The 24,882-nt window shown below is 43.0% G+C and carries 23 protein-coding genes; 16 read left to right on the forward strand and 7 right to left on the reverse strand.

What is annotated here, in order from left to right; all coding sequences use genetic code 11:
* Positions 1-106: 106 nt before the first annotated feature.
* The 13 genes from BK582_RS10020 to BK582_RS10080 all read left to right on the forward strand — a co-directional run bounded on the left by BK582_RS10020 (position 107) and on the right by BK582_RS10080 (position 12,928).
* Positions 107-1,003, forward strand: coding sequence for a carbohydrate ABC transporter permease (locus BK582_RS10020; protein WP_177344661.1), 897 nt, complete (start codon positions 107-109; stop codon positions 1,001-1,003).
* Complete coding sequence (locus BK582_RS10025; RefSeq protein ID WP_078594799.1) at positions 1,003-1,968, forward strand: carbohydrate ABC transporter permease; 966 nt, start codon at positions 1,003-1,005, stop codon at positions 1,966-1,968. Before BK582_RS10020 ends, BK582_RS10025 begins: the two co-directional genes overlap by 1 nt.
* 16 nt (positions 1,969-1,984) lie before the next feature.
* Entirely contained in the window at positions 1,985-2,644 is a 660-nt protein-coding gene (locus BK582_RS10030) for a YesL family protein (RefSeq protein ID WP_078594801.1), read from the forward strand.
* 198 nt (positions 2,645-2,842) lie between these two features.
* Positions 2,843-3,802, forward strand: a complete 960-nt coding sequence (gene trhO, locus BK582_RS10035) for an oxygen-dependent tRNA uridine(34) hydroxylase TrhO (protein ID WP_078594804.1) — start codon at positions 2,843-2,845, stop codon at positions 3,800-3,802.
* Positions 3,803-3,963: 161 nt separating this feature from the next.
* A complete protein-coding gene (locus BK582_RS10040; RefSeq protein WP_078594806.1) occupies positions 3,964-5,343 on the forward strand; it encodes an FAD-binding oxidoreductase in 1,380 nt (459 codons plus the stop codon).
* 90 nt (positions 5,344-5,433) lie between these two features.
* Positions 5,434-6,561, forward strand: a complete 1,128-nt coding sequence (locus tag BK582_RS10045) for a DctP family TRAP transporter solute-binding subunit (RefSeq protein ID WP_244895376.1) — start codon at positions 5,434-5,436, stop codon at positions 6,559-6,561.
* A gap of 101 nt (positions 6,562-6,662) precedes the next feature.
* Positions 6,663-7,154, forward strand: coding sequence for a TRAP transporter small permease (locus BK582_RS10050; protein ID WP_078594810.1), 492 nt, complete (start codon positions 6,663-6,665; stop codon positions 7,152-7,154).
* Positions 7,155-7,169: 15 nt separating this feature from the next.
* Positions 7,170-8,441 (forward strand): TRAP transporter large permease, encoded by a 1,272-nt coding sequence (locus BK582_RS10055; protein ID WP_078594812.1) that lies wholly within the window; start codon positions 7,170-7,172, stop codon positions 8,439-8,441.
* A 618-nt stretch (positions 8,442-9,059) separates the two neighbouring features.
* Complete coding sequence (locus BK582_RS10060; protein ID WP_078594814.1) at positions 9,060-9,650, forward strand: nitroreductase family protein; 591 nt, start codon at positions 9,060-9,062, stop codon at positions 9,648-9,650.
* Between the two features lie 33 nt (positions 9,651-9,683).
* Positions 9,684-10,211: an NADPH-dependent FMN reductase gene (locus tag BK582_RS10065; RefSeq protein WP_078594816.1), complete on the forward strand. Its 528-nt coding sequence runs from the start codon at positions 9,684-9,686 to the stop codon at positions 10,209-10,211.
* A 65-nt stretch (positions 10,212-10,276) separates the two neighbouring features.
* Positions 10,277-11,137, forward strand: coding sequence for a pirin family protein (locus tag BK582_RS10070; RefSeq protein WP_078594818.1), 861 nt, complete (start codon positions 10,277-10,279; stop codon positions 11,135-11,137).
* A 330-nt stretch (positions 11,138-11,467) separates the two neighbouring features.
* Positions 11,468-12,262 (forward strand): alpha/beta fold hydrolase, encoded by a 795-nt coding sequence (locus BK582_RS10075; RefSeq protein ID WP_078594821.1) that lies wholly within the window; start codon positions 11,468-11,470, stop codon positions 12,260-12,262.
* 168 nt (positions 12,263-12,430) lie between these two features.
* On the forward strand, positions 12,431-12,928 hold the full coding sequence (locus tag BK582_RS10080; protein ID WP_078594823.1) for a GyrI-like domain-containing protein: 498 nt from the start codon (positions 12,431-12,433) through the stop codon (positions 12,926-12,928).
* Positions 12,929-13,046: 118 nt separating this feature from the next.
* Here the strand turns inward: BK582_RS10080 and pssA are convergent, their stop codons facing one another.
* Both pssA and BK582_RS10090 read right to left on the reverse strand, forming a co-directional pair.
* The gene (gene pssA, locus BK582_RS10085) at positions 13,047-13,757 is read right to left on the reverse strand and encodes a CDP-diacylglycerol--serine O-phosphatidyltransferase (protein ID WP_078597946.1); all 711 of its coding nucleotides are present in this window, start codon (positions 13,755-13,757) and stop codon (positions 13,047-13,049) included.
* 276 nt (positions 13,758-14,033) lie between these two features.
* Complete coding sequence (locus tag BK582_RS10090) at positions 14,034-15,383, reverse strand: sodium-dependent transporter (protein WP_078594825.1); 1,350 nt, start codon at positions 15,381-15,383, stop codon at positions 14,034-14,036.
* Positions 15,384-15,643: 260 nt separating this feature from the next.
* Between BK582_RS10090 and BK582_RS10095 the strand changes: the two genes are divergently transcribed.
* Positions 15,644-16,837, forward strand: a complete 1,194-nt coding sequence (locus BK582_RS10095; protein WP_078594828.1) for a class I SAM-dependent rRNA methyltransferase — start codon at positions 15,644-15,646, stop codon at positions 16,835-16,837.
* Positions 16,838-17,136: 299 nt separating this feature from the next.
* On the opposite strand, the gene BK582_RS10100 is transcribed toward BK582_RS10095, so the two are convergent.
* From BK582_RS10100 to BK582_RS10115, 4 genes are all read right to left on the reverse strand, one after another.
* The gene (locus BK582_RS10100) at positions 17,137-17,727 is read right to left on the reverse strand and encodes a CBO0543 family protein (RefSeq protein WP_078594830.1); all 591 of its coding nucleotides are present in this window, start codon (positions 17,725-17,727) and stop codon (positions 17,137-17,139) included.
* A gap of 142 nt (positions 17,728-17,869) precedes the next feature.
* Positions 17,870-18,742 carry a 5'-3' exonuclease gene (locus tag BK582_RS10105; protein WP_078594832.1) on the reverse strand — a complete coding sequence of 291 codons (873 nt, stop codon included), beginning with the start codon at positions 18,740-18,742 and terminating at the stop codon, positions 17,870-17,872.
* Positions 18,743-18,910: 168 nt separating this feature from the next.
* Positions 18,911-20,314 carry a sodium/glutamate symporter gene (locus BK582_RS10110; RefSeq protein WP_338066814.1) on the reverse strand — a complete coding sequence of 468 codons (1,404 nt, stop codon included), beginning with the start codon at positions 20,312-20,314 and terminating at the stop codon, positions 18,911-18,913.
* 275 nt (positions 20,315-20,589) lie between these two features.
* Entirely contained in the window at positions 20,590-21,450 is an 861-nt protein-coding gene (locus BK582_RS10115) for a DegV family protein (protein ID WP_078594835.1), read from the reverse strand.
* 258 nt (positions 21,451-21,708) lie between these two features.
* Between BK582_RS10115 and BK582_RS10120 the strand changes: the two genes are divergently transcribed.
* On the forward strand, positions 21,709-22,008 hold the full coding sequence (locus BK582_RS10120) for a hypothetical protein (RefSeq protein WP_078594838.1): 300 nt from the start codon (positions 21,709-21,711) through the stop codon (positions 22,006-22,008).
* A 53-nt stretch (positions 22,009-22,061) separates the two neighbouring features.
* Here the strand turns inward: BK582_RS10120 and BK582_RS10125 are convergent, their stop codons facing one another.
* Positions 22,062-23,144 (reverse strand): M42 family metallopeptidase, encoded by a 1,083-nt coding sequence (locus BK582_RS10125; protein WP_078594840.1) that lies wholly within the window; start codon positions 23,142-23,144, stop codon positions 22,062-22,064.
* A gap of 129 nt (positions 23,145-23,273) precedes the next feature.
* Here BK582_RS10125 and BK582_RS10130 point away from each other — a divergent pair, with 129 nt between their 5' ends.
* A complete protein-coding gene (locus tag BK582_RS10130) occupies positions 23,274-24,260 on the forward strand; it encodes a Gfo/Idh/MocA family protein (RefSeq protein ID WP_078594843.1) in 987 nt (328 codons plus the stop codon).
* The last annotated feature ends 622 nt before the right edge of the window (positions 24,261-24,882 follow it).

Genomic DNA, 24,882 nt, shown 5'->3' on the forward strand with positions numbered 1-24,882 from the left:
AACAGAGAGATGAAGCACTGACAAGCTGCTTCATCTCTTCCTTACTACATATGAGAAAAGCGGTGTAAACATGGGTGGGAAAATAAAGGTTAAAAAGAAAACAACGATGAGTATGCGCAGACGGGAGAGCTTATGGGGCCTTTTATTTATTTCGCCGTTTATTATCGGTTTTACTGTATTCTTGCTGGGCCCGATGCTTTTTTCACTAATAGGTAGTTTCACAAATTACAATATTACATCAAGAATGGATTTTATCGGGTTCCGGAACTATGAGCAGATGTTTACAGCGGACCGTCTTTTCTGGACGTCTCTCTATAACACGCTTTATTATGTTGCTTTCATCGTCCCTTTAACAGCTGTCGGGGCAATATTGATGGCTGTGCTGCTGAACCAGAAAATAAAAGGGATAAAAGCTTTCCGGACAATTTTTTATTTACCGGCGGTATTGTCAGGAGTGGCAGTTTACATATTGTGGATGCAGTTGTTGTCTCCATCGACTGGTTTAATAAATACAGTATTAAGCTGGTTTCAGATTCAGGGGCCGGCCTGGCTGTTTGATCCTGACTGGACAAAACCGGCCTTAGTTATTATGAGGCTCTGGAGCATAGGGGGAACAATGCTGCTTTATCTGGCAACTTTACAGAATGTCCCTGGACAGCTCTACGAATCTGCTGAATTAGATGGTGCGAATGCCTTCCAGCGCTTCTGGCATATCACATTGCCGATGATTACGCCCATTGTATTTTTTGATGTTGTAACAACAACTATAGGAGCTTTTCAGATTTTCCAGGAAGCATATGTAATGACTGAGAGTGGAACAGGCGGACCGGCAAATTCTCTGCTCTTCTACAACCTGCATATGTGGAATAAAGCCTTTGTTGCGTTTGACATGGGTTATGCGATGGCGATGTCATGGATTCTCTTTATTATCATTCTCATACTTACTATTATTAACCTGAAGCTGGCCCCAAGATGGGTGCACTATGAAGGAGGTCAGCGCTGATGGAAGCGAAAGAACTGGAACCACAAAAAACTCCTGTAAAGGAAAATGAGGGATTTCGGAAAAAGACTAATAATCCAGATAAGAAAAGCAGTGGGAAAGGACCTGAGTTAAAGCCTGGATATTTTAAAAGCAGGAAGGTAAAAAAGCGGATTGCCAATATATTTACTACATTAATTCTCGTAGCCGTCAGTATTGTCTTGCTGACGCCAATATACTGGATGGTCATTACCTCGCTTAAGCCAATGTCTGAAATAGTCCAGTTTCCGCCTACACTTTTCCCAGATGAAATTGTGTGGTCGAATTACGCAGAGACGATACAGGCATTTCCTTTTTTCAGATACGCCTTTAATACGCTGATTATTACAGTTTGCGTCGTTGTGGGCAGCGTCCTTTCCAATTCATTTATCGCATACGGGTTTGCGAAAATTTCCTTTCCCGGGCGTAATTTAATTTTCGCTCTCGTACTGGCGACGATGATGATCCCTGGATTTGTCACAATGATACCTCAGTATATACTTTTCACCCAGCTTGGCTGGGTTGGGACCTATCTGCCGCTCATTGTGCCTGCCTTTTTCGGAAACGCGTTTTTCATATTTTTAATGAGGCAGTTTTATATGTCGATTAATAATGAACTGATTGAAGCGGCTAAAATTGACGGGGCCAGCCATTTCTATATCTGGAGCAGAATCATGCTGCCGCTGACGAAGCCAGCACTGATCACAATCGCAATTTTTTCCTTTAACGGGGCATGGAACGACTTTCTCGGACCGCTTCTTTACATCCATGACGAATCGATGTACACCCTGCAAATAGGTCTGCAGACTTTCCAGAGCCAGACAACGACTCAGTGGAATTACTTAATGGCAGGCTCCACCATGGTCCTTATCCCGGTTGTAATTCTTTTCTTTGTCTGCCAGAAATACTTCATTGAAGGAATGGATTTAACCGGGGGAACAAAGGGATAGGGCCAAAAATTATATTATGGAAAGGAAATTGGTCATGGACGGAAAAGGTTTATCAGGAATCGTATTTTGGGGAATGGAACAGCTCTCCAGGCTCGCTGTGCTTAACTTACTCTGGCTGCTTTTCTCCCTTCCGGTCGTTACACTGATACCTGCTACTGCAGCCTTATTTGCTGTCATGAAAAAGCTGGAGGAACAGGAGGAAGACGAAGAAAAGGGGTTGTTCCAGAAGTTCCTGTCCAGCTTCCGGGATAATTTTAAAAAGAGTTATAAAACAGGACTGCCCCTGGCAGGTATTGGGCTTATACTGGCAATTGACCTGCAGCTGTTGTATTTTCCGGATACGGGGTGGCTGTTAACCTTAAAATATATGATGTATACTTTGCTGCTGCTTTATGTCATTATGGCTATTTTCACGTTTCCTGTTATGGCGTATTTTGACTTGCCATGGTATAAAACATTATTTTTCGCTTTGATGACTGGATTGATGCGTCCCCATTATTCCGTAGCTGTTATCGGAACAGCGGCTGCTCTGTCTGCTGTTTTTCTCATCTGGCCAGGATTATTCTTCTTTTTTTCTCTCAGTACAGTAGCCTTTCTTGCAACGAAACTTGCAAAACGGTACTGGGATAAGATCATTCCGATAAGCGAAAAGCTGGAAAAACAAACTGAAGCATAATAGAAAATGCCAGAAAGCTTCTCCGCTATGGGGAGGCTTTTTGTATGGATTCTTTAGTAACGCTAAAGTACAGAGCAGATTTTGTGAATTAAAAACATTGAAAGGGCAAGTGGAATCAGGTATAATATATCTTGTTTTGTAAAATTTATTAGTATATAATTAACTGTTAGTTTTTAATATAGAAGGTGGTTTATTACAATGGATAATCAATACAGAGTATTGCTTTATTATAAATATGTTAACCTTCCTGAGGCGGAGGAGTATGCAAAGGAACATTTAGCTTTTTGTAAAGAGCTTGGTTTAAAAGGAAGAATCCTTATTGCTGACGAAGGTATTAACGGAACTGTTTCCGGTACATGGGAACAGACTGAAAAATATATGGAAGCAATGAAAAAGGATCCCCAATTTTCTGACATGGTCTTCAAAATAGACGAATCGGACAAGCATGCTTTTAAAAAAATGCATGTAAGATACCGTCCTGAACTGGTAACACTCCGTTTGGAGGACGATATTAATCCACTTGAACAGACTGGTAAGTATCTGAGCCCGAAAGAATTTTATGAGCAAATGCAGGATCCCGACACTGTGGTTATCGATGCCCGTAATGATTACGAGTATGATATTGGTCACTTTCGGGGAGCTGTGAGGCCCGACATACATTCATTCCGGGAGCTTCCGCAATGGATCAAGGAAAACAAAGAGAAATTTGAAGATAAGAAAATCCTCACTTACTGTACAGGAGGCATTCGGTGCGAAAAGTTTTCCGGCTGGCTGAAAGAGGAAGGCTTTGAGGAAGTTTCACAGCTTCATGGGGGAATTGTTACGTACGGAAAAGACCCTGAAGTACAGGGGGAACTCTGGGATGGAAAATGCTATGTTTTTGACGAGAGAATCAGCGTGCCTGTAAACCAGAAGGAACATGTTGTTGTAGGCAGGGATTACTTCTCCGGTGAACCTTGTGAGCGATATGTAAACTGTGCTAACCCTGAGTGCAACAAACAAATCATATGCACAGAGGAGTCTGAGCATAAGCATCTGAGAGGATGTTCTCATGAATGCCGTGTACACCCAAGGAACCGTTATATAAAGGAACATGACCTGAGTGAAGCGGAAGTAGCAGAAAGACTTGAAAAATTAAATGAATCAAGCGCAGTCTGAGTAAAGCTGTGGAAAAGGCCGTATGGAAATGTCCATATGGTCTTTTTGTGTGAATTGTTTTCACAACTAATATATTTTTGAAAAATAAAATATATGGTTTGACTTAAAATCATATATTGTGAGAAAATAAAAAATATTCTTTGTAATAGTGAGGGATGTTTATGGCTTCTAAAACAGCAGGTTATATAGAAGAACTTAAAAGTATAATCTCCGGGGACCAGATCTCTGTTAACGAAACTATTCTTGAGCAGCATAGCAGAGATGAAGGATACAGTCCTCCGTCACTTCCGGATGCAGTGGTGTTTCCCCACTCAGCTGAGGAAGTGAGCAGGATTACAGCCTTCGCTAACCAGAATAAAATTCCAATCGTGCCCTTTGGCCTTGGGACAAGCCTTGAAGGACACGCAATTCCATACCATGGCGGCATTTCTCTGGATTTGTCCCGTATGAACAAAGTTCTTGAAGTGATGGATAAAGATTTTCTCGTTAAAGTACAGCCTGGAGTCACAAGAAGCCAGTTGAATAAAGAACTGAAAAAGTACGGTTTGTTTTTTTCGGTAGATCCAGGAGCTGATGCCACCCTTGGCGGTATGGCAGCTACAAATGCCAGTGGGACAACTTCCGTGAAATACGGAATTATGCGTGATCAGGTAAGGGATCTGGAAGTGGTTTTAGCCAACGGGGAAGTGATACATACAGGAAGCCTGGCGGCAAAGTCCTCCTCCGGATACAGCCTGAACGGACTCATAACGGGTTCAGAGGGTACTCTCGGTGTTATAACTGAACTGACCCTGAAGGTTTATGGAATACCTGAAACGATAGTTGCTGGAAGAGCAACTTTTCCTTCCGTAGAAAATGCTGTGGATGCAGTTGGAAAAATCATGTCGGCCGGTGTCCCAATGGCCAGAATTGAGTTTGTGGATGCCCGCTCGATCCGCCAGGTCAATAAGTACAGCGAAGTGGAGTATGAAGAGCTGCCGACTCTGTTTCTTGAATTTCACGGGAATGAAGCCGGGCTGGCGCAGGACGTTGAATTTACAAAAGAGATAGTCGCAGAGCTTGGCTGTAAAGATATTCAGTTTGAAACAGATACGAAAGGGAGGAACAAGCTCTGGGAAGCCCGGCATAATCTTGCTTATTCCTTTATTCATGGATTTCCAGGAAAAAAACTGATGGGTACCGACGTTTGCCTGCCCATTTCTGAACTTACCGGTGCTATCCTCGATGCGAGAATAGGAGCCAATGAGCTTGACCTTGACGGGGCGATTCAGGGGCATGTTGGTGATGGAAACTTTCACGTACTGCTGATGGTAGATATGAAGGATAAAGATTCTATTAAAAAAGCAGAAGTTTTTAATGAGAGAATTGTTAATTACGCCCTGGAAAGAGGTGGCACTTGTACAGGGGAACACGGAGTAGGCAGTGGGAAAATAAAGTACCAGCTGAAGGAGCATGGCAGTGCTTATGAGGTTATGAAGGCAATAAAGCAGGCTCTTGATCCTAACGGAATCATGAATCCAGGCAAGATTTTTCCTGGATAGGAAGTAATTTAATTTTGTAAGCGTTTCCTTAATTTCGGGTTTCTCTGCCCAACGGTAACATTCAGGGCTGAAAAATAAAAAGATATTCATATGAAAAAGGGAGGAAAGATGATGAAAAAGCATTTACTTAAAGTTCTTGGCACAGTGCTGATAAGCACAGCTGTGTTAACAGCCTGTGGAGGAGGGGAGGATCCTGCAGATGCTGAGGCCTCTGATGCTTCTGGTTCTGATAATGAAGCAAATGCTGATGAAGGGAATGATTCCGGAGAAGCAGAAAATAATTCTGCAGCGGATTCAGGAGATGTAATAAATATTAAGGTAGGGCATATCGGCCCGCCGACACATTCCTTTACCTTGGGCATAGAAGAACTGACAGCCGCTATTGAAGAAGAAACAGATGGACAGGTTAAGTTTGAAATTTTCCCAGGGGGACAGCTCGGCGGGGAAAGGGATATGGTCGAGCAGGTTCAGTTAGGCACTTTGGATATGGGAATTTATACATCAGCACCGGTGACTAACTTTGTACCGGAATTAGCAGTGCTGGATTTGCCGTTAATTTTCCGGGACCATCAGCATGCTTATGATACACTCGACGGTGAAGTTGGGGAAGAGCTCCTTAGTCTGATTGACGCGCAGGGCTTCAAAGGGTTAGGCCTCTGGGAAAACGGTATGCGGCATATGTTAAGTAATGGCAAGCCGATCCTTTCTGCTGATGATCTGAACGGAATGAAGGTAAGGGCAATTGGAAACGATCTGGTGCTTGATACTTATCGTGCCCTCGGCGCAGACCCTACACCAATTGAGTGGCCGGAAGTGCACACTTCCCTTCAGCAGGGGATCGTGGAAGCCCACGACAACGCTTACGGTGTAACTCATTCTACGGGTATATACGAAGTTCAGGAGTACTTGAGTGAGGTTGGCCTTTATTATGCTGCAGCAGTACTGCTCATGAACGGGGATCTCTTCGAGTCACTTCCGGAAGATGTGCAGGAAGTATTTGAACGTTTAGGAAAAGAGTACGCTCATGTACAGCGTGAAATGACAACAGATATTGAAGCAGAACAAAAGCAGGAACTGATGGAGTTTGATAACGGTCTGGAAATTTACGATGCTGCTGAGGTGGATATTGACAGTTTCCGAGAAGCCGTACAGCCAGTGTATGAAAAATACGCAGATGAATTTGGGAATTTAGTGGAAAGAATTCAGGCAGTAAAATAAATAAGTTTACAGGCTGACTCAAGGTGTGCCCCTCATTTTCCACTGACAGGGTGAGTAATCACCGATGAGTCAGCCTTTATTTTTTCAAACAGGAGGGCCACATGTGGAATAAAGGACTTCATCTATTAAACCGCAGCGTTGAAAATATCACAGCAGTCATGCTGGCGGTAATGGTAATACTTATATTTCTACAAATTGTGTCCAGGGAGGTTGTTGGAAGTTCCTTCGCATGGACAGAGGAAGTAGCAAGATTTTTGATGATCTGGGTTACCTTTTTAGGGGCGAGCTTTGCTTTTCAGCATGGAGCTCATATTGGCATTGAGTTTTTCAAAATGAAGCTGCCGGTGATGTTCCGCAAAATCTTTAATATCCTCGCATTTCTGAGCAGTACTGTATTTTTCATGTATATGATTGTTCAGGGGTCTCTGCTGGTTGACAGGGCGATGACCCAGACATCAACAGCGCTGAATCTGCCTATGGGCTACGCTTATCTCGTAATCCCAATCAGTGGAGTCCTAATGTTTATTAATTTACTGGACGTTACAATAAAGACTCTTTCGCAGGGCGGGGAACTAAACAATGGAGATACTTAGGAAAGGAAAATTTTTATGAGCTCTTTACTTTTATTCGGAATCTTAATTATTTTATTTGTTCTCAGTGTACCTATAGCTATTGCTCTTGGGCTGGCGTCCGTGTTGTTTCTTGCCTTTACAGCGGATATTCCGTTAATCTCCCTGCCGCAGCGCCTGTTTGCTTCTCTCGATTCCTTTCCTTTGATGGCTGCGCCTTTTTTTATACTGGCAGGCAAGCTCATGGAGCACGGGGGAATTTCTGAACGTCTGGTGGATTTTGCGAAAAGTCTTGTAGGCCAGATGAAAGGAGGGCTTGCGCATGTAGCAATCATATCCTGCATGTTTTTTGCAGCCTTATCTGGATCTGCAGCCGCCACAACAGCTGCAATAGGAAGCCTGTTGATACCTGCTATGGTAAAAGCAGGATATGACAGGAATTTTGCTACTGCACTTCACTCTGCAGCCGGAACAACGGGGATCGTAATCCCTCCAAGTGTTCCGTTAGTATTGTATGGAGTTTCCGCAGGTGTTTCAGTCAGTGGATTATTTATAGCAGGAATCCTCCCTGGTATTATGATCGGCCTTTCCCTGATGGTTGTTGCTTTCATTATATCTGCTGTAAAAGGATATGGAAGCGACCTGGAACGCACGAATTTTAAAAAAATATGGGCCTCATTTAAACGGGCTTCCCTGGCACTCATCATGCCCATCATTATTCTCGGCGGGATTTACGGAGGCATTTTTACTCCTACCGAGGCCTCTGTCGTCGCAGTAGTATATGGATTTGTTGTAGGTGTATTTGTCTATAAAAAGATTAAATTTAAAGAAATGCGGGAGATCTTAGTTTCCTCTGTAATTACAACTTCTGTTGTATTATTTATCATTTCTACGGCAGGCTTTTTCGGAATGGTGCTCACCCGGGAGCAGGTTCCCCATAATGTAGCCCAGTTTATTACAGAACTGGATGTATCACCGATTATCGTGCTGCTGATTATAAATCTTGTTCTCCTTGCTGTTGGTACCTTTATGGAGACGATTGCTTCAATTATTATTCTGACACCGATATTGCTGCCGGTAGCTCTTTCTTTAGGGATGGACCCGATACATTTCGGAATAATCATGATCGTAAATCTCTCAATCGGATTGATCACTCCGCCTGTTGGAGTCTCCTTGTTTATAGGGGCAAGAGTGGGAAATACCACGTATGAAAAACTCGTTAAGGCGATCATACCGTTTCTTATTGTTTTAATTATAAACGTTTTGATTATTTCATTCGTACCTGTATTAAGCACGGGTCTTTTAAGATAATTATTTTGTTGGGAATGGTTTGAATAACACAGGAATCTGTGGTTGGGATTCCTGTGTTTTTTTTGCTGGGAGTGGATTTTAGTCGAGGAATGGGCATGTGAAACGTTCTTGCGTCCCAGCTTGGTCAGTATTTTTGCTGAAGCAGTCATGCGAGAAGCTCTCGCGTTCCCGCTTGGGTAGAATTTTTGCTGAAGCGGGTATGCAAGAAGCCCTCGCGTACCCGCTAGGCGTGTGATTTTACTGAAGCGGGCATGTGAGAAGCTCTCGCGTCCCCGCTAGGCGTGTGATTTTACTGAAGCGGTCATTCGAGAAGCTCTCGCATCCCCGCTAGGGCTGAAATTTGCTGAAGCGGGCATGTGAGAAGCTCTCGCGTCCCCGCTTGCCCAATAATTTCACTGAAGGGGGCATCCAGAAACCTCTGGCTATCACATACTTTCTAATTTTTCAGGGCTCATGCATACATGACTGTGTGCTCATTCTCTATTACTCCAATCCTAAAGTTTGAAGGCGAATGAATTGGCCATTAAAATGAAGTTAGTCAACATACTGTTTTGAATAAGCATGAGTGCTTAATGAGAAGCCAGTGGATTAAACAGAAATCAAAAGGGGGAAGCGTATATGGATGTACTCGAAGCAATAAAGACGCGCCGGAGTGTGGGTGTGGTGTCAGAAAAGGAAGTCCCGAAAGAGATGGTGGAAAAAATCCTGGAGGCAGGCATATGGGCTCCCACCCATTTTTATACAGAACCGTGGAGATTTTTCGTGATTACAGAAGATGGCAGAAAACCATTAGGCGACCTTCTTGCAGAGATAGCAAAGGAAGGAATGGATGAGCCGGAATCTGAATCTAATCAGATTAAACTGGAGAAAGTAAAGAGAAAGCCTTTCAGGGCACCAGTAATTATCGTGGCAGCTGTGGAGCCTTCCGACAACCCGAAAGCCATTTTGACGGAGGAATATGCTTCAGTAAGTGCTGCTGTCCAGAATATGCTGCTTGCGGCTCACGCCCTCGGATTAGGGGCTATCTGGCGTACCGGGAAAGTTTGTTACGATACGAGAATGAGGGATTTCTTCGGTTTATCGAAAAAAGGGGAAGTTCTTGGTTTTATTTATCTCGGGTATCCTGAAAACGAACAAAGAGAAGGAAAAAGAGAGCCTTTCACTTCGAAAACGAAATGGCTTTCAGATGAATCTGATTTTAAAAAATAAAAAGCAATAATTAATGATAGGAGTGGATTGTTTATGAAGCTGTTAGGAATTTCTGGAACAATTCTTGGAGCCAAGACAAGTGCGTCTGTTAATCAGCTGATGGAAATGGTGAAGGAAAAACATCCGTCAACGGAAACTGAGCTTCTTGACCTGAAGGATTATAAATTGGAATTTATGGATGGAAGACCGCTGGAGGAATATAACGAGGGCACCAGGAAGCTGATCACGAAGATAAAGGAAGCGGATGCTTTTATTATCGGCAGCCCTGTCTATCAGGCTTCAATTCCCGGGCCTTTAAAAAACTTATTTGATATGCTCCATCCTGATACATTCAGAGGGAAGGTTACGGGGCTGGTTGTAAATGGTGGTTCACAAAAGCATCACCTTGTAATGGAATATCACCTGCGGCCAATATTGAGTTATTTCAGGGCATACATTCCACCGAATAATGTTTTCCTGCACACAAGTGAATTTAATGAAGAGAACAAAGTGACAGACAGAGAAATGGTCAAGAGAATGGAGAAGCTCGCTGAAGAAATAGGCAACATGGCAAAGCTTTAAAGTTCCTGGCTGACAAAAAGGTGTACGGAGAAGAGAAGCTGCTGGTGCAATGGAGGGAAAAGCTGATGGGAAATGATTTTAAGAGAAGCGTAAAAAAGAAGTGGTACGTTGGTTATCAGGAAATGTCCTTTCCCGCTGTACAGAAGGGATGGGTGCTGCCTCCGGACAGCTGGAGGGAATTTGACCCTTTCATCCTTATGGCAGAGGATTGGTTTAAGCGAGGAGCCTTTTCAGATCATCCCCACCGTGGTTTTCAGACGATTACGTATGTGATTGATGGTCGTCTGGAGCACACGGACAACAAAGGCGGGCATGGGATTCTCGAAACAGGGGATGTCCAGTACATGAATGCAGGAAGCGGAGCGAGGCATGCGGAAGAAGCTGTGGATGATGATATTGCCCACACACTGCAGCTGTGGCTCAATCTTCCGGCTAAATTGAAAGGAACGGAAGCCATTTATCAGGATGTGTATTCAGAGGATTGCCCTGCCGTTCCATTTGAGGGCGGCGGACTGAAAGTATACGCAGGGAATCTGCACGGGGTGACCGGCCCGATGAACCCTCTAGTATCTATTACTTTGTCAGAAATCAGCTTAACCGAAGGGGCAGAATTTACATTGAAGCTCCCTGAGAACCATAATGCCTTTTTATATGTATTGTCAGGGGATGTAAATTTAGGGACGGAACAGGACAATCTTAAGAAAACAGGCGCTGCCCACCTCACGTATAATGAGGAAGGTTCTGAGGATATGGAAAGCGAACTGCTGATAAAGGCGGAGAGCCGTTCGAAGATTTTAGTATACTCCGGTCTGCCTATCCGCGAGGAAATCGTCGCACATGGCCCATTTGTAATGAACACTATGGAAGAAATCCAGCAGGCAGTGAGAGATTTTAATGCCGGAAAATTTGGTCCATCCTCTCAATAAAAAGTAAGGGCGGCAAATATATAAGTGTGTTCACAAAACGTTCACAAAATGTTCAAGGGTCTGGCCCCTGAACATTTTTTTCTTTTGAGGGGAAGAATTTGCACGGTGTTTTTTGACCTGAAAGGAGAAAACTTGTAAACTATTGTAGAAAAGTTTTCTCTGTGAGGCTTTTAAACTGTCAGACCAATTTACCAGCTAGTAAAATATTTATGATATAAACCTATGAATCCAGGAACAGACCTATTACTTTCTGCCGTCAGCATCACCGGGAATAACAGCTCCGGTAAAACCTAAGGACAGAAAAAAATACTATAAAGTGAGGTTATGCTGTTGCTTCATTATCGAGAATACACCTTAGATCCTTCTAGTCCATGGGTAACTTTTATACATGGTGCCGGCGGTAACTCCAGCACCTGGTTTAAGCAAATAAAAGAATTTAAGAAAAATTTTAATGTACTGCTTATAGATCTCCGGGGTCATGGGAAATCCCCCAGAACAAAATGGAAGAAAGGCGACAGCTTTGTAGAAGTCGCAGATGAAGTTATTAAAGTTCTGGATCATCTGAAAATACAAACATCCCACTTCGTCGGCATTTCCCTGGGTACAATCGTTATTCAGACAATTGCTCAAAAGCACACCACGCGTATGAGCTCCATGATTTTAGGAGGCGCGGTTATCAGACTCAATATAAGGACTAAATTCCTTTTTACACTAGGGAACCTTGGCAAGTATTTTATTCCCTATATGTGGCTGTACAAGTTTCTCGCATGGGTTCTGATGCCGAAGAGCAATCATCTTGAATCCAGGCACGCTTTTGTACGACAGGCGAAAAAAATGTGCCAGAAGGAATTTATCCGCTGGTTTACTCTTACGAAAGCTATTAACCCGTACCTTGGAAGACTTCAGAAAAACTTCTTCAATATCCCTACATTGTTTGTAATGGGTGAAGAAGATTACTTGTTCCTTCCTTCTGTCCAGGAACTTGTAAAACACAATGATCAGCTGGAGTTTGAGTGCATAAAAAATTCGGGGCATGTATGCAATATTGACCAGCCTCAGGCATTCAACAAGGTGACGATTGATTTCATTAAACAATTTAATAAAGCTGAGCCAACAGCGGGCTGATTGATAAAAAAACTCAGTCGGGACTTCAGAAAACTGCTGCGCCGGCTGCCGAAGATCTGTTTCTGATTAAATTCAGAAACAGGTCTTTTTAATTTTATCTATACTTGAATCCTTATGACATTTCAGCTAGATTAAATTAAAGGACAGCTTTTAGAGGGGGAATGTGATATGGAAACTGCTGAAGTGAGAATTGTTAAGAAACCATCTTTCCAGGTTACCTGCCTGAAATGGGAGGGAGGTTTCAGGCAGGCGGCAAAGGGGAGGATACGAGACACCATAAAGGAGTTTATAGACAGGGGAGAAGAAGTGAAAAATCCGAAAGATACAAGCAGGATGTGGGGATTGAGTTATCATACAATGCCTGACGGGTTCACCCATTATACAGGGTATGAAGTAGAAGGAGAAGCTGAATTGCCTGATGGGATGGAAGCGGTAATCGTGCCAGAATATACATACGCTGTTTACCCTCACCGGAAAGGGCAGGATATAGGTTCTTCTTATGCACGCCTAAGCCATTGGATAGAGGAAAACGGTTATGAGCCTTATAAAGAAGAGGATCTTCCTGACTATGACCCTCTGCCAATGAAATTTGAGCTTTACAACTATGAAAATATATTAAGCCAGGTGCCGGAATTCGATATTTATATACCAGTAACAAAAAAATAAACTGTGTATGTCATTAGCTCAGAATGACTATAAAATTCATTTATAAAAGAGAGGTTGATGAGGTCAGAGCAATGGGGATACTCATAGAAATAAAATAAAAACTCCTCCCGAGTAAGGCTCAGGAGGAGTTTTTCTTCAGCTTATTTTTCTTAAGAATAAAATGTACTGACATAAAAACAATATAAAGCGGAATCGACACTATAAAAAGAGTGCTGTATTCATACATAGTATTCGTTTCAATGACAATTATCATAGAAATAAAAAACACAGTAATAATTGTGCCGTACTTCGGTATTGGAACTTCTTTAAGGCTCGGTATTTTGAGTCGGCTGATCATTAGTACAGATAAGAGAGTGTACACAATAGAAATAGGTACATCAGGGACCCAGGCGTCAAATAGTGTGAGCAGGGCGATGATCCCGCCGGCGGCCGTTATGGGAACACCTGTGAAATACGATGAACTGCCGGATGTATCAACATTAAACCGGGCGAGGCGGATTGCTCCGCACACAGGAAACATGCTTGCTATGAGCAGGCCGAGGATTCCAAGATCCGCAAAAGTAGTGGTAAAAATAAGTATTGCAGGGGCTACCCCGAAAGTCACTATATCAGCAAGAGAATCAAGCTCTTTTCCGAACTCAGTTTCCGCATTCAGTTTTCTCGCAAGCCTTCCGTCCATGCTGTCCAGCATCATGCCAATTAATATTGTCACAGCAGCATTTTGATATTCTCCCATGATAGAAAAACCAATGGATAAAAAACCAAACAGCAGGTTACTTAAAGTAAATATATTAGGTATGTTTCGCTTAATCAAATTATCACTTCCCATTCCTAAAGTATACACTATTTTTTTGCCCAAAGGAAAACAGAATCAACATTTCCTGGGAAAAATATCTGTATTAATTATTACTGAAAATCGAAAAAATACTCTGTAAATAAGGAGGGGAAACTTGCCGTTACTGGAGAAGGCGTATAGATGGCGTCAAGGTACACAAAAAGGCCTTGCGTACCTGAGAATAAGTAAATCCATCACTCAGGGTACGCAAGAAAGGGTCATTCAAACATAAAAAACGGCTTTCCAGAGAAAGCCGTTTTTCCTATTTTCTTAGAACAAGCCGATGGAGCTTAAGAAGATGATGAAGATTGCAACAGGTGCGAAGTATCTTAAAACAAAGACCCACGCGTTTCCAACAGTTGTGTCTCCGAAGTCGGAATCCTGAAGAGCATCCGCTTTCTTCCAGCCCCAACCTAAGAAGAGGGCAATTACAAGTCCGCCAAGCGGAAGAAAGATGTTGGAAGCAAGGAAGTCGGCACTATCAAGAATATCTCTTCCACCAATGATAGTGACGTTGGAAAGAACGCCCATACCAAGAGATGAAGGAATACCTAGAAGGAAGATGATTCCCCCGATAAGAAGTGCTGTCTTCTGCCTGGTCCACTCAAACTTCCTCATGAAGTATGCAACAGCAACTTCAAGAAGTGATACAGCTGAAGAAAGAGCTGCAGCAGCTAACAGGAAGAAGAACAGTAGTCCGAAAAGCTGTCCGCCGGCAATGTTATCAAAGATTCCAGGTAGTGTGATAAATACAAGTCCAGGGCCTGCGCTTGGATCGATTCCAAAAGCGAACACCGCTGGGAAAATCATTAAACCTGCAAGGATTGCGAATAGGGTATCAAGACCAGCTACACTTACAGCAGCGCCAGGAAGTCTGTGCTCTTTAGAAAGATAACTTCCGTATGTGATAAGGGCACCCATACCTAAACTTAAGGAGAAGAATGCCTGCCCGAGAGCTGCAAGATAAACACTAGGGTTTGCTAATGCGCTCCAGTCAGGAGTAAAAAGGAAGCTTAACGCTTCAGATGCTCCTCCTAAAGTCATGCTGTACCCTGCAAGAATAATTACGAGAACAGCAAGGAGTGGCATAAGGATCTTGTTTGACTTTTCAATACCTTTTTTAACTCCACCGTATACGATAGCTATCGTAAGGGCCATAAACAGGAACTGCCAGAATAACGGGTGGAAGGTGCTTGTTATAAATCCTCCGAAGTAATCTCCGTAACCGCCGGCTGGTTCAGAAGCAAGCCCCCCGGTGATATATTGTGTGAAATAATGAAGCGTCCATCCTGCGATAACACCATAAAAAGATAAAATTATAAATGCTGAAGCTACTCCTAAAATACCTGCAATTACCCAAGGCTTACCTGGTGCAAGCTTCCGGAAGGAACCTACTGCGTCACTCTGTGCTTTTCTTCCAATTGTGAATTCCGCCATTAAAATCGGGATCCCAATAGCAACAATACAGAGCAGATAAACTAAAAGAAACGCTGCCCCTCCATTTTCACCGGTAACATAAGAAAATCGCCAGATGTTACCTAAACCTACTGCGGAACCCATTGCAGCCAGGATAAATCCCAGTCGCGTATTCCACTGCTCACGTGGCTGTAAATCGCTCAACTAAACTACCCCCTTAAAATGTTTTTATAAATATACTAAAAATATAAAATTACTATACCATATATTATCTGATTTTTCTCATTATTTTTAAAAAATTTTTTTAGACATTTTATTCCTTGTTTCGACAATATTAATATTTAGATGAAATTAATAGACTTTTTAAAAGCTGCTGCTAGAGATATATTGCTTCAGATGAAGAAAAAAAGGCTAATATGTTAAAGTAAGGAGTACGATGAGAACGGAGGAAGGAAGGACATACAATGCGTAAAGATGTAACGGTCAGAATAAAGAACAAGTTCGGGAAAAAATACAGGCAGGGCTATCCTCTTATTTTTAAAGAAGCGATTATTAATTTAGACGACCTGAAGGAAGAAGGATCCCTTGTTACTCTTACAGATGAATCAGGCAGTTATCTGGGGACCGGCTACTACGGTTTGCAGAACAAAGGCTTCGGCTGGGTGCTTTCCAGAAAAGAAAAAGAGAAAATTGATAAGACCTTTTTTGAGAAAAAGATCCAGTCTGCACTGAGAGTACGGAGCAAATTTTTTGAGGATCGGGCCACGACTGCATTCCGTGTCTTTAATGGAGAAGGTGACGGGATCGGTGGATTCACGATCGATTTTTATGATGGGTATTACCTGATCAACTGGTACAGTGAAGGAATCTATACATTCAAAAATGAAGTAGTTAATTCTCTGGAAAAGCTTGTCGACTTTAAAGGCATTTATGAGAAAAAAAGATTCAATACAGAAGGAAAATATATTGAAGATGATGATTTTGTAACTGGAGAGCGGGGGGAGTTTCCGTTACTCGTTCAGGAAAACGGGATAAACTTCGCCACAGATTTGAATGAAGGAGCGATGACAGGAGTTTTCCTTGATCAGAGAGATGTTCGCAGGACGATCAGAGACAAATATGCCCAGGGAAAAACGGTGCTTAATACGTTTTCTTACACAGGAGCTTTTTCTGTGGCAGCGGCTATAGGGGGCGCTGCTAAAACGACAAGTGTCGACGTGGCAAACAGGAGCCTGCAGAAAACAATTGAGCAGTTCAGTGTGAACGGTATTGATTATGAAGCACAGGAAATTATTGTAGAAGATGCATTTCATTACTTTAAGTACGCAAAGAAGAAAGAGAAAAAGTTTGATCTGGTAATCCTTGATCCTCCAAGCTTTGCACGGACGAAAAAAGTAAAGTTCAGTGCTGCTAAAGACTATAAGAAGCTGCTTAAGGAAGCGGCAGAGATTACAGAAAAAGGCGGCGTAATTGTAGCTTCCACGAACTTCAGCGGATTTGGAATGGGGAAGTTTAAACAGTTTGCTGAGGAGGCATTTAAGGAGCTTGGGGAAAAATACAAAATTGCCGAGGAATTCAGCCTGCCGGAGGATTTCCGCACTGTAAAGGAATACCCGGAAGGAAATTACTTAAAAGTTCTTTTTCTGCAAAAGCTTTAATACGTTAACAAGAAGTTTTTTGTGTAGCGAATGTGTTTAAATGCAGGTTCGGATCCCCATTCCATTATTCCGTTAATTTCCTTGTTTTTTAACATGCTCTAAGATTCTGGTACCGTTATTCTCTTGTTTCACCACTGAAATCACCAGATTTAATGCAAATAAAGGAACGAGGATCCGTTTGCGGGTTTAGCACACCAACTAACATTAAATAGCAAAATAATGACACCGATATTGTCATTGTGTTATTTCCGTAGCTGTATTGTATACAAATACTAGCACAACTACGCCTATGCTTTCTCTTAAGGCTTGCCGATCGGCGAGTTTTCTTTAGTTTGTTTCTGCATCCAGGCGAACAACTTAGTCAGGAAGTATGCGGCCAGGAACAGGACGATATAAATCAGAAAAATATGGAAGTAGTTTACCCACTGAAATCTTTCGAATAATCCGTTGATTACGAGGATCGGCTTAAATCCAAAACCAAATATAAGTGCTGTAATGAAGGCGTAGAGATAGAAGCTTTTATTATTGTTTATTGTCCATTGGTAAACGAGCATCACAGCAACTGGAATCAAAGCAGCATCCAGGGAAACACTCGGAATAAATGGCAGAACCTGATACGGATAGCCCCACAGGCCAAGACGAATACCGATTTGGTCTGTATACGCAAAAAGAACATGTACCGCGAAACCGTAAAAACTAATTAAATAAATTTTTTCTCTGTCGATCGTAAAATAAACGACAATCAGTGGTCCGAGAAGTATTAGCAGACATACCCAGAACTGCCATGAGCTGAAATCAGAGTACAGCTGCCAGTATGCTATTCCTTCTTCAGTCAGTTTTTTCTGCATGGAAACGAGCTCGTTGAAATACTTCCCGCGGTCTTCTCTCATGTAATTCACCCCCTGGCTCTTAATGCATAAGGGTAGTATTTTCCTGCCGTGTATCAACTATATATGTTTAACGGGAATTTGGTAAAAGAAAAAACGCTCTCCCTGGAGCCTGATACAGACAAAAGGAGAACGTTTTTAACAGTTATTTTATTAAACTGTGCAGATTTTTAAATTCCAGTTCTTTGAATTTCTCGTTCATTCTAGTTTCGTTAATTTGATAGACGGCACTGTCGAGCTCACATACTACATCTACTTCACAGTGGATTTTAGCAAGCTTTCTTGACAGGTGAAGCATATCAAGATCCTGTTCAATTTTTGCCCGCTGCGCCTTTGTAAGGGCTGGGAGGTTATCAAGTATGCCTTCTATCGTTTCATACTTCTTAAGAAGATTAAGAGCTGTTTTTTCGCCAATCCCTTTAACTCCAGGGTAATTGTCACTGCTGTCTCCCATGAGTGCTTTCAGGTCTACCATCTGTTTAGGGGTGATCCCTTTCTCCTCAATGAAGCTGTCTTCTTTATACATGGCATAGTTACCATACCCTTTTTTCAGAAGCACTACATGGACGTTTTCTTCAATGAGCTGAAGTATATCCTGGTCTCCTGTGAGAATGAGCACTTCGGAATCTTCTTTATAAAGGTTTGCTAACGTGCCAATGCAGTCGTCAGCTTCATAGCCAGCTAGGCCTACATTAGGAATATCAAGAGCTGCTGCCACATCTTTTACAAGATCGAACTGGGGAATAAGTTCAACAGGCGGCTCGCCTCTGTTTGCTTTATATCCGTCGAAAAGCTCTGTACGGAAAGTTTTACTGCCCATATCCCAGCAGGCAACGACATGGCTCGGTTTATACGTATTTACCGCTGTGAAAAGATGTTTTACAAAGCCGTATACGCCGTTAGTAGGGACTCCTTTACTGTTTACCATAAAATAACCGCTCATAGCTGTCGCATAGAATGCACGGAAAAGAAGCGCCATTCCATCTACAAGCAATACTCTGTTTTTTGTTGTATTCATCATTTACACCTCATTTATTCTGAGGCTGAGCGGAAAAGATCCAGTATAAAAACAATCGGCCGGGTACCTGTAATGCGCAGGATCCCGGCTGATTTACTATCTGTTCCGGCTGAACAGCCTTAAGTTTTTATTTCACTCATTCTATTATACCAAATTTCTGCCCTCCAGTTAACCTTTTTTGCCGAAATAAAGCAGGCCGAGAAGAAGCCAGCCAGTGGTTATGACAGAAGCGGCAATTAATGTGATAACTGGTCCGAAAGCAAGTATCAATGGTACAGAGGCGGCAGTCACTATGCCTCCGCCGACAATGAGATCCAGCATTAACTGTTTGTAGCTGAACCCTTGTTTTGCAGGACTCTTATCTTCCGGGTCTGCTAATTTAATAAGCAGTAGTCCGGCAGCGCTCATTCCCATTGCCTGCCCAAGGTCGCCGATGGCTCGTTCCAGCCAGTAGTCCGGCATCATTTTTGGTGCAAGGACAAGAAAGGCAAAGAGATTCCATCCGATGGCTGCCAGCGCCATCAGGATAAATGGCACCAGATAGTCCGCGATAACTGCAAGGGACAAAGTGGCAATTGCCGAAACGATTAAAATATCAAGAGCGAGCCCCTGGATCCTGTTTACCATGCCACGGTCAAGCATCTCGTGTTTGACCGCTTTGCTCATGAACACCTGGACAATGACCGCACCCACCATTGCCAGAGGGAATAATGGGAGATGGGTAAAAAGCTCAATATTATCGATCCAGAATATCTCTTCAATGATAATAAGCCCTTCGAGAAGTAAAAATCCGATTAAAATAGCCAGGCCTATATATCCGAGGTGGACTGTGAGTGTTTCAATAAATTCAGATTTCGTTGTCTGGTGGCCAGCTGGTTCTTCCTGCTGGTCTTCTTTAGCAATGAGTCCACGTTTCTGTTCTTGTGAAATGTCTTCAGGTTTTTTCAGAATTTCCGTCTTTCCTCTTCTGGCACCCCAGTTTATCAGTGCCATTCCAACTAAAACACATGATAGTACCCCAACGGTGGCGAGTCCTATAGCAAGATCAGTTCCTTCCTCAAATCCCACACTTTCAAACGTTCCGGAAAGTCCCGCTGCTGTCCCGTGGCCGCCGACAAAACTAATTTCCAGGAGAGCTCCTGCAGCAGGGCTCATATTGAAAAAAGGAGTGAGAACGAGAAGCGCCAGCCCTATCCCCACAACGTAAAGGCCCCAGGAGATAAAGTGTGCAAAAGTGATTTGAGGACCGGAAATTTTCCAGATCTCCTTGATATTAGGGATTGACTGTCCAAGGAATAAGGAAGCAAAAATCACACTGATCAGCAAATCAGGAAGCACTGACCATACTTCAAGCATTGCGGCTGGAAAAGCGCCGCCTTCATCAAATAAATTTACACCTAAAGCCCCTAGTATTTCAGGTCCAAGCAAAAGGGCAATAATTCCTGCAATCATAGAGCTTGGAATAAAAAAATCCTGTAAAAAGGGAGTAAATATTCTGATCCACTTTCCTATTAAAAGAAGAATCCCGATAATTATGAAACTAAATCCGACCAGGTCTGGCGACATTTCCATGTAAATCCCTCCCAAAATATGTAACATAGTAACTATTACACAGGTTTGAGAGTTCGAAACATTTAATAGCTGGGAAATCTATGGTTCTGGGCGGTGTTTAGTCAGGAAGGGAAAGGGTACCTTTGCTGCGGGTTAGGTGGTGGGGAAAGCATAATGGGAAGATGGAAAAGGTAACCAACCCCATGTTAACAGCCAAAAAAAATGGCCCAGCCTGAAAGACAGGCTGAGCCTCTATATAAACTAAGGGGTAACCAGTTACAAGAAAACAAAGTTTACTAACGCTTTTTATTATTCCAGATCATTGCAAGCGTTCCTTCTCCTGCATGGACAGCGATCGTGGAGCTGATCTCGCCGATTACAATATCCAGCTCGGGAATTTCAGCCAGTACTTTTTCTTTGAGTTCGTTTGCTTTATGCTCCAGGTTGCCATGCATAATCTGAACCTGGCTGATGATATTTTTTTCGTATGAATTTTTCAGAAGCCCGATCATTCTTTTTACTGCTTTTTTCTCAGAACGCACACGTTCAAACAGCTCAAATTCACCTGTGGAAGTGTCGATACGGATAATTGGCTTAATCTGCAGCATACTTCCGAGTAAATACTGGGTGCCTGACATCCTGCCGCCTTTATAGAACTGCTCCAGGCTTCCGAGCAGAATATAGTTTTCGTTATTGGATGCTTCCTGTCTAAGCTCGTCCGCGATTTCTTTGTAATCAGTCCCTGCTTCCGCCATTTCCATCCCTTTTTTAATTAAAGTTGTGATAGCATAGGACATACATTTGGAATCAACTACTTCTGCATCGAATTCAGCCATGTTTTTGCCGTTGACTGAGCTTTCATATGTGCCGCTCAGCTTGCTGGAGATATGGACAGCAACAGCATGATCATATTCATTTTTTAGTTTTTCATAGAGTTCGGCGAATTTTCCTACAGAAGGCTGGGAAGTTTTTGGGACTACTTTTTGTTGACGGATCTTGTTATATAGTATATCTGTGGTAAGATCTACTCCGTCTTCAAACGTCTCATCTTCAAACATTATATTTAAAGGAAGTATATAAACATCCGGGTGTTCAGCCAATTCCTGAGTAATGTAGGCGGTGCTGTCTGTTACCCAGGCGATTTTCTTTTTTGCCATTAAGTTCCTCATCTCCTTAAAAAATAGTCGATAGTTTTATTATACAAGCTAATAGCATTATTACCAAGTGCTAATTTCAGGTACTAACTAAATTAAGTCGGAAATCGGGAACGTTTACAAAAGTGATACGTACAGGAAAGAAGGGGTAATTAAATATTAACAAAAACTTTGAAAACGTGAAGTTAAACAGGAATAAAATTATGTGTTAAGCTGGCAGAATATATACTGTCTGTTATGGATTCAAGCTGGAGGGATTTAATGAGCTGTATAAAAACACAAAGTTATGTAAAGGTAGAGCGCTTTGTCAACAGTATTGAACAGACGAACGTGGAAAAGGAAAAAACGATGGAATTATATGAGGACAAAATTGTGACAGCTCTGGATGAATTTAAGCTGAAAACAGTTTTCGATATTTCCTACAGAACGATAAAAGGAGAAGAAGGCTGGTTGTATCTCCATACGACAAAAGGAGTCTTCCCTTATATAGTAAAAACGGATCCTTATCCGTTTATTGAAGCTTTTAGGGAAGTACAGAAAACAGCAGCAGAAGAAGAATGAGACACTAAAAGAGCCTTGCTATCCGTGGATAAAGCAAGACTCTTTTAGTGTCTTTATTTTTTCACAAATCTCATGTCGCCCCAGCTGCCGTTATCTTTTATTAAAGATACAAGCAGTGCCAGCCCCTGTGCGAAATCGTCAAGGTGAGCTGTTTCTACTGGAGAGTGGGAATAACGCCGGGCGAAAGTAATCGCTCCTGAAAGAATGCCGTTTCTTTCCAAATGCACTGCAGCTACGTCTGTTGTAGCACCTGTCATAACTGCAAGCTGGTATGGAACCCCTGTTTTTTCAGCATAGTTTATAAAAAGCTCCTTCATTTGCGGCGCCATGATATTTCCTCTTACTGAACCACCGGCGAGTGCCGGGATTACGGGGCCGCGGCCGATGCCAACTGGATAGCCGCTGCCAATGCTGTCAGGTGTGTCAGCACATGGAATCGTGTCGAGCACAACAGCGTAGTCAGGATTTATTCTATGAGCCGCCACTTTTGCACCTCTGAGGCCTACTTCTTCCTGTACCGCTACTACTCCGACTAATGTACCGGCAAAGTCCGCTGATTCAAGATTTTTGAAAAGTTCAAGCAGAAGAACACAGCAGCTTCGGTTATCGATTGCTTTTCCGCAAATAAGGTCTTCGTTTGTGAAACGCTCCAGATCACTTATGTATGTTATCGGGTCACCTATCTTTATTCCTAATCCTTCCGCCTCTGCTTTGGAAGATACCCCCACGTCAACGTATAAATCATAGATGGAAGGCGTAGTTCTCCGCTCTTCCGGAGTCTGGAGGTGTCCTGCCTTTACCCCCATAACTCCAAACCTGCCGTTTACATTTACTTTCCGGCCGACCATTAACGCTTCTATCATCCCGCCTGTCCGTTCAACCCGGATAAAGCCGTTGCTGTCAATATCCCGGACAACACAGCCGATCTCGTCAGAGTGGGCTGAAACCATAACTGTTGGGCCGGGCTTGTGGCCTTCTTTAAATATGTAAATATTCCCCATATGGTCTGTCTCCACGTTGTCCGCGACAGGTTCAAACAGCTCAATCAATCTTTCGACCACGGCCATTTCATTACCTGGCCCGCCTGGAATAGCGGCAAGCTCTTTAAGCTGGCTGAAGAAATTCTCTTTATTCATGCTTAATCCCCTCCAATTTGTAATTTTTCAGAAAAGTATAGCTCTATTTTTTCACAAATAGGCTTCCTTCGCAAACCGAAATATTTTAAAATAAAGAATGTATGAATACATAAACAGGGAGAGATTACTATGGGCGTCTCGGCAATAAAGGTAGGAGTCATCGGATTAGGTGCGGTAGGAGAACGGCTGATAAAAATAATGCAGGAGCGGGACGATATTGTGCTCGCCGCTTTTTGCGATACATCGGAGGACCGCCTGGCGCATATGGCGGAAGCATATGAAGTTACTGAAACCTACACAGACTACGAGGAACTGCTCGTAAAGCCTGAAATTGATGCAGTTTACGTTGCAGTACCTCCTAAATATCATGAAAAAATCGTGTTGCGGGCAGTGGAGACTGGAAAGCATATTTTATGTGAAAAACCACTGGCAAATTCTGTGACGGAAGCAAAACGTATGGCAGATGCGGTTAATAATTCAGAGCTCGTGCACGCTATGCATTTTCCTCTTAATTATCAGGGTGGAATTAACCGTTTCGAACAATTGGTCCAGGAAGGAGGATATGGGGAAATATGCCGTCTTAACCTGAAAATGCATTTTCCTCACTGGCCGCGCCTCTGGCAGCAAAATGACTGGGTAGGCAAGCGGGAACAAGGCGGTTTCGTTCTTGAAGTGGGTGTCCACTGGATTCAGCTCATGCAGCGGGTGTTTGGTGAAATTACTGAGGTGAAATCGAAACTGCAGTTTCCCGAAGATCCGGAAGCTTGCGAAACAGGAATTATCGCTGAGATGAAATTTGCAGATGGTGCTGAAGTGCTCATTGACGGTCTGAGCAATATTGCAGGAGAAGAGCAGCTGGAGTTTGGGGTCTACGGCACGGAAGGAACTTTAATGATCCGCAACTGGCGGGAGTTATCTGCCGGAAAAAATGGAGGAGCTTTAAAGCCTGTTAATGGCGAAGACACGGAAAATAAAGATTTGATTGGTGAATTTGTCAAAGCAGTACAAGGGGAACCGGCGCAGATATACGATTTTGCAGCTGGTTATAAAGCTCAAGTCGTGCTGGAGGCACTGAGGGACCCTGCACATGATGGCTGGCAAAAACTTGAATACTAATTGCTGATTGAGCAGGGGCGGGCGCTTTTCCTTAATGGGGAAAGCGTCTTTTTTAAACAGATAGGTGGAAAGTATAACCTCCCACAGCAAATTGTCCGGATCCCGGGGTCCGCCGAATTACTCAAGGGATGCAAGAAGCTCTTGCGGTACTTGAGAAGGGGAAAGGTTGCTGTTCAAGGGATGCAAGAAGCTCTTGCGGTACTTGAGGAGGGGAAAGGTTGCTGTTCAAGGGATGCAAGAGGCTCTTGCGGGAATTGAGAATGGGAAAGGTTACTGCTCAAGGGATGCAAGAAGCTCTTGCGGTACTTGAGAAGGGGAAAGGTTGCTGTTCAAGGGATGCAAGAGGCTCTTGCGGGAATTGAGAAGGGGAAAGGTTACTGCTCAAGGGATGCAAGAGGCTCTTGCGGGAATTGAGAATGGGAAAGGTTGCTGTTCAAGGGATGCAAGAAGCTCTTGCGGGAATTGAGAATGGGAAAGGTTGCTGTTCAAGGGATGCAAGAAGCTCTTGCGGTACATGAGAAGGAGAGAGGCGCTGCTAAACGTACGAATATGGTGGATTCAGGAATTGAATCGGTAAAACAACATTACAGGCGAACGTGCAGAAGGCAGCAAGTGGCCACAA

This window comes from Evansella clarkii (genome assembly GCF_002019695.1).
Classification (GTDB): Bacteria; Bacillota; Bacilli; order Bacillales; family Salisediminibacteriaceae; genus Evansella; species Evansella clarkii.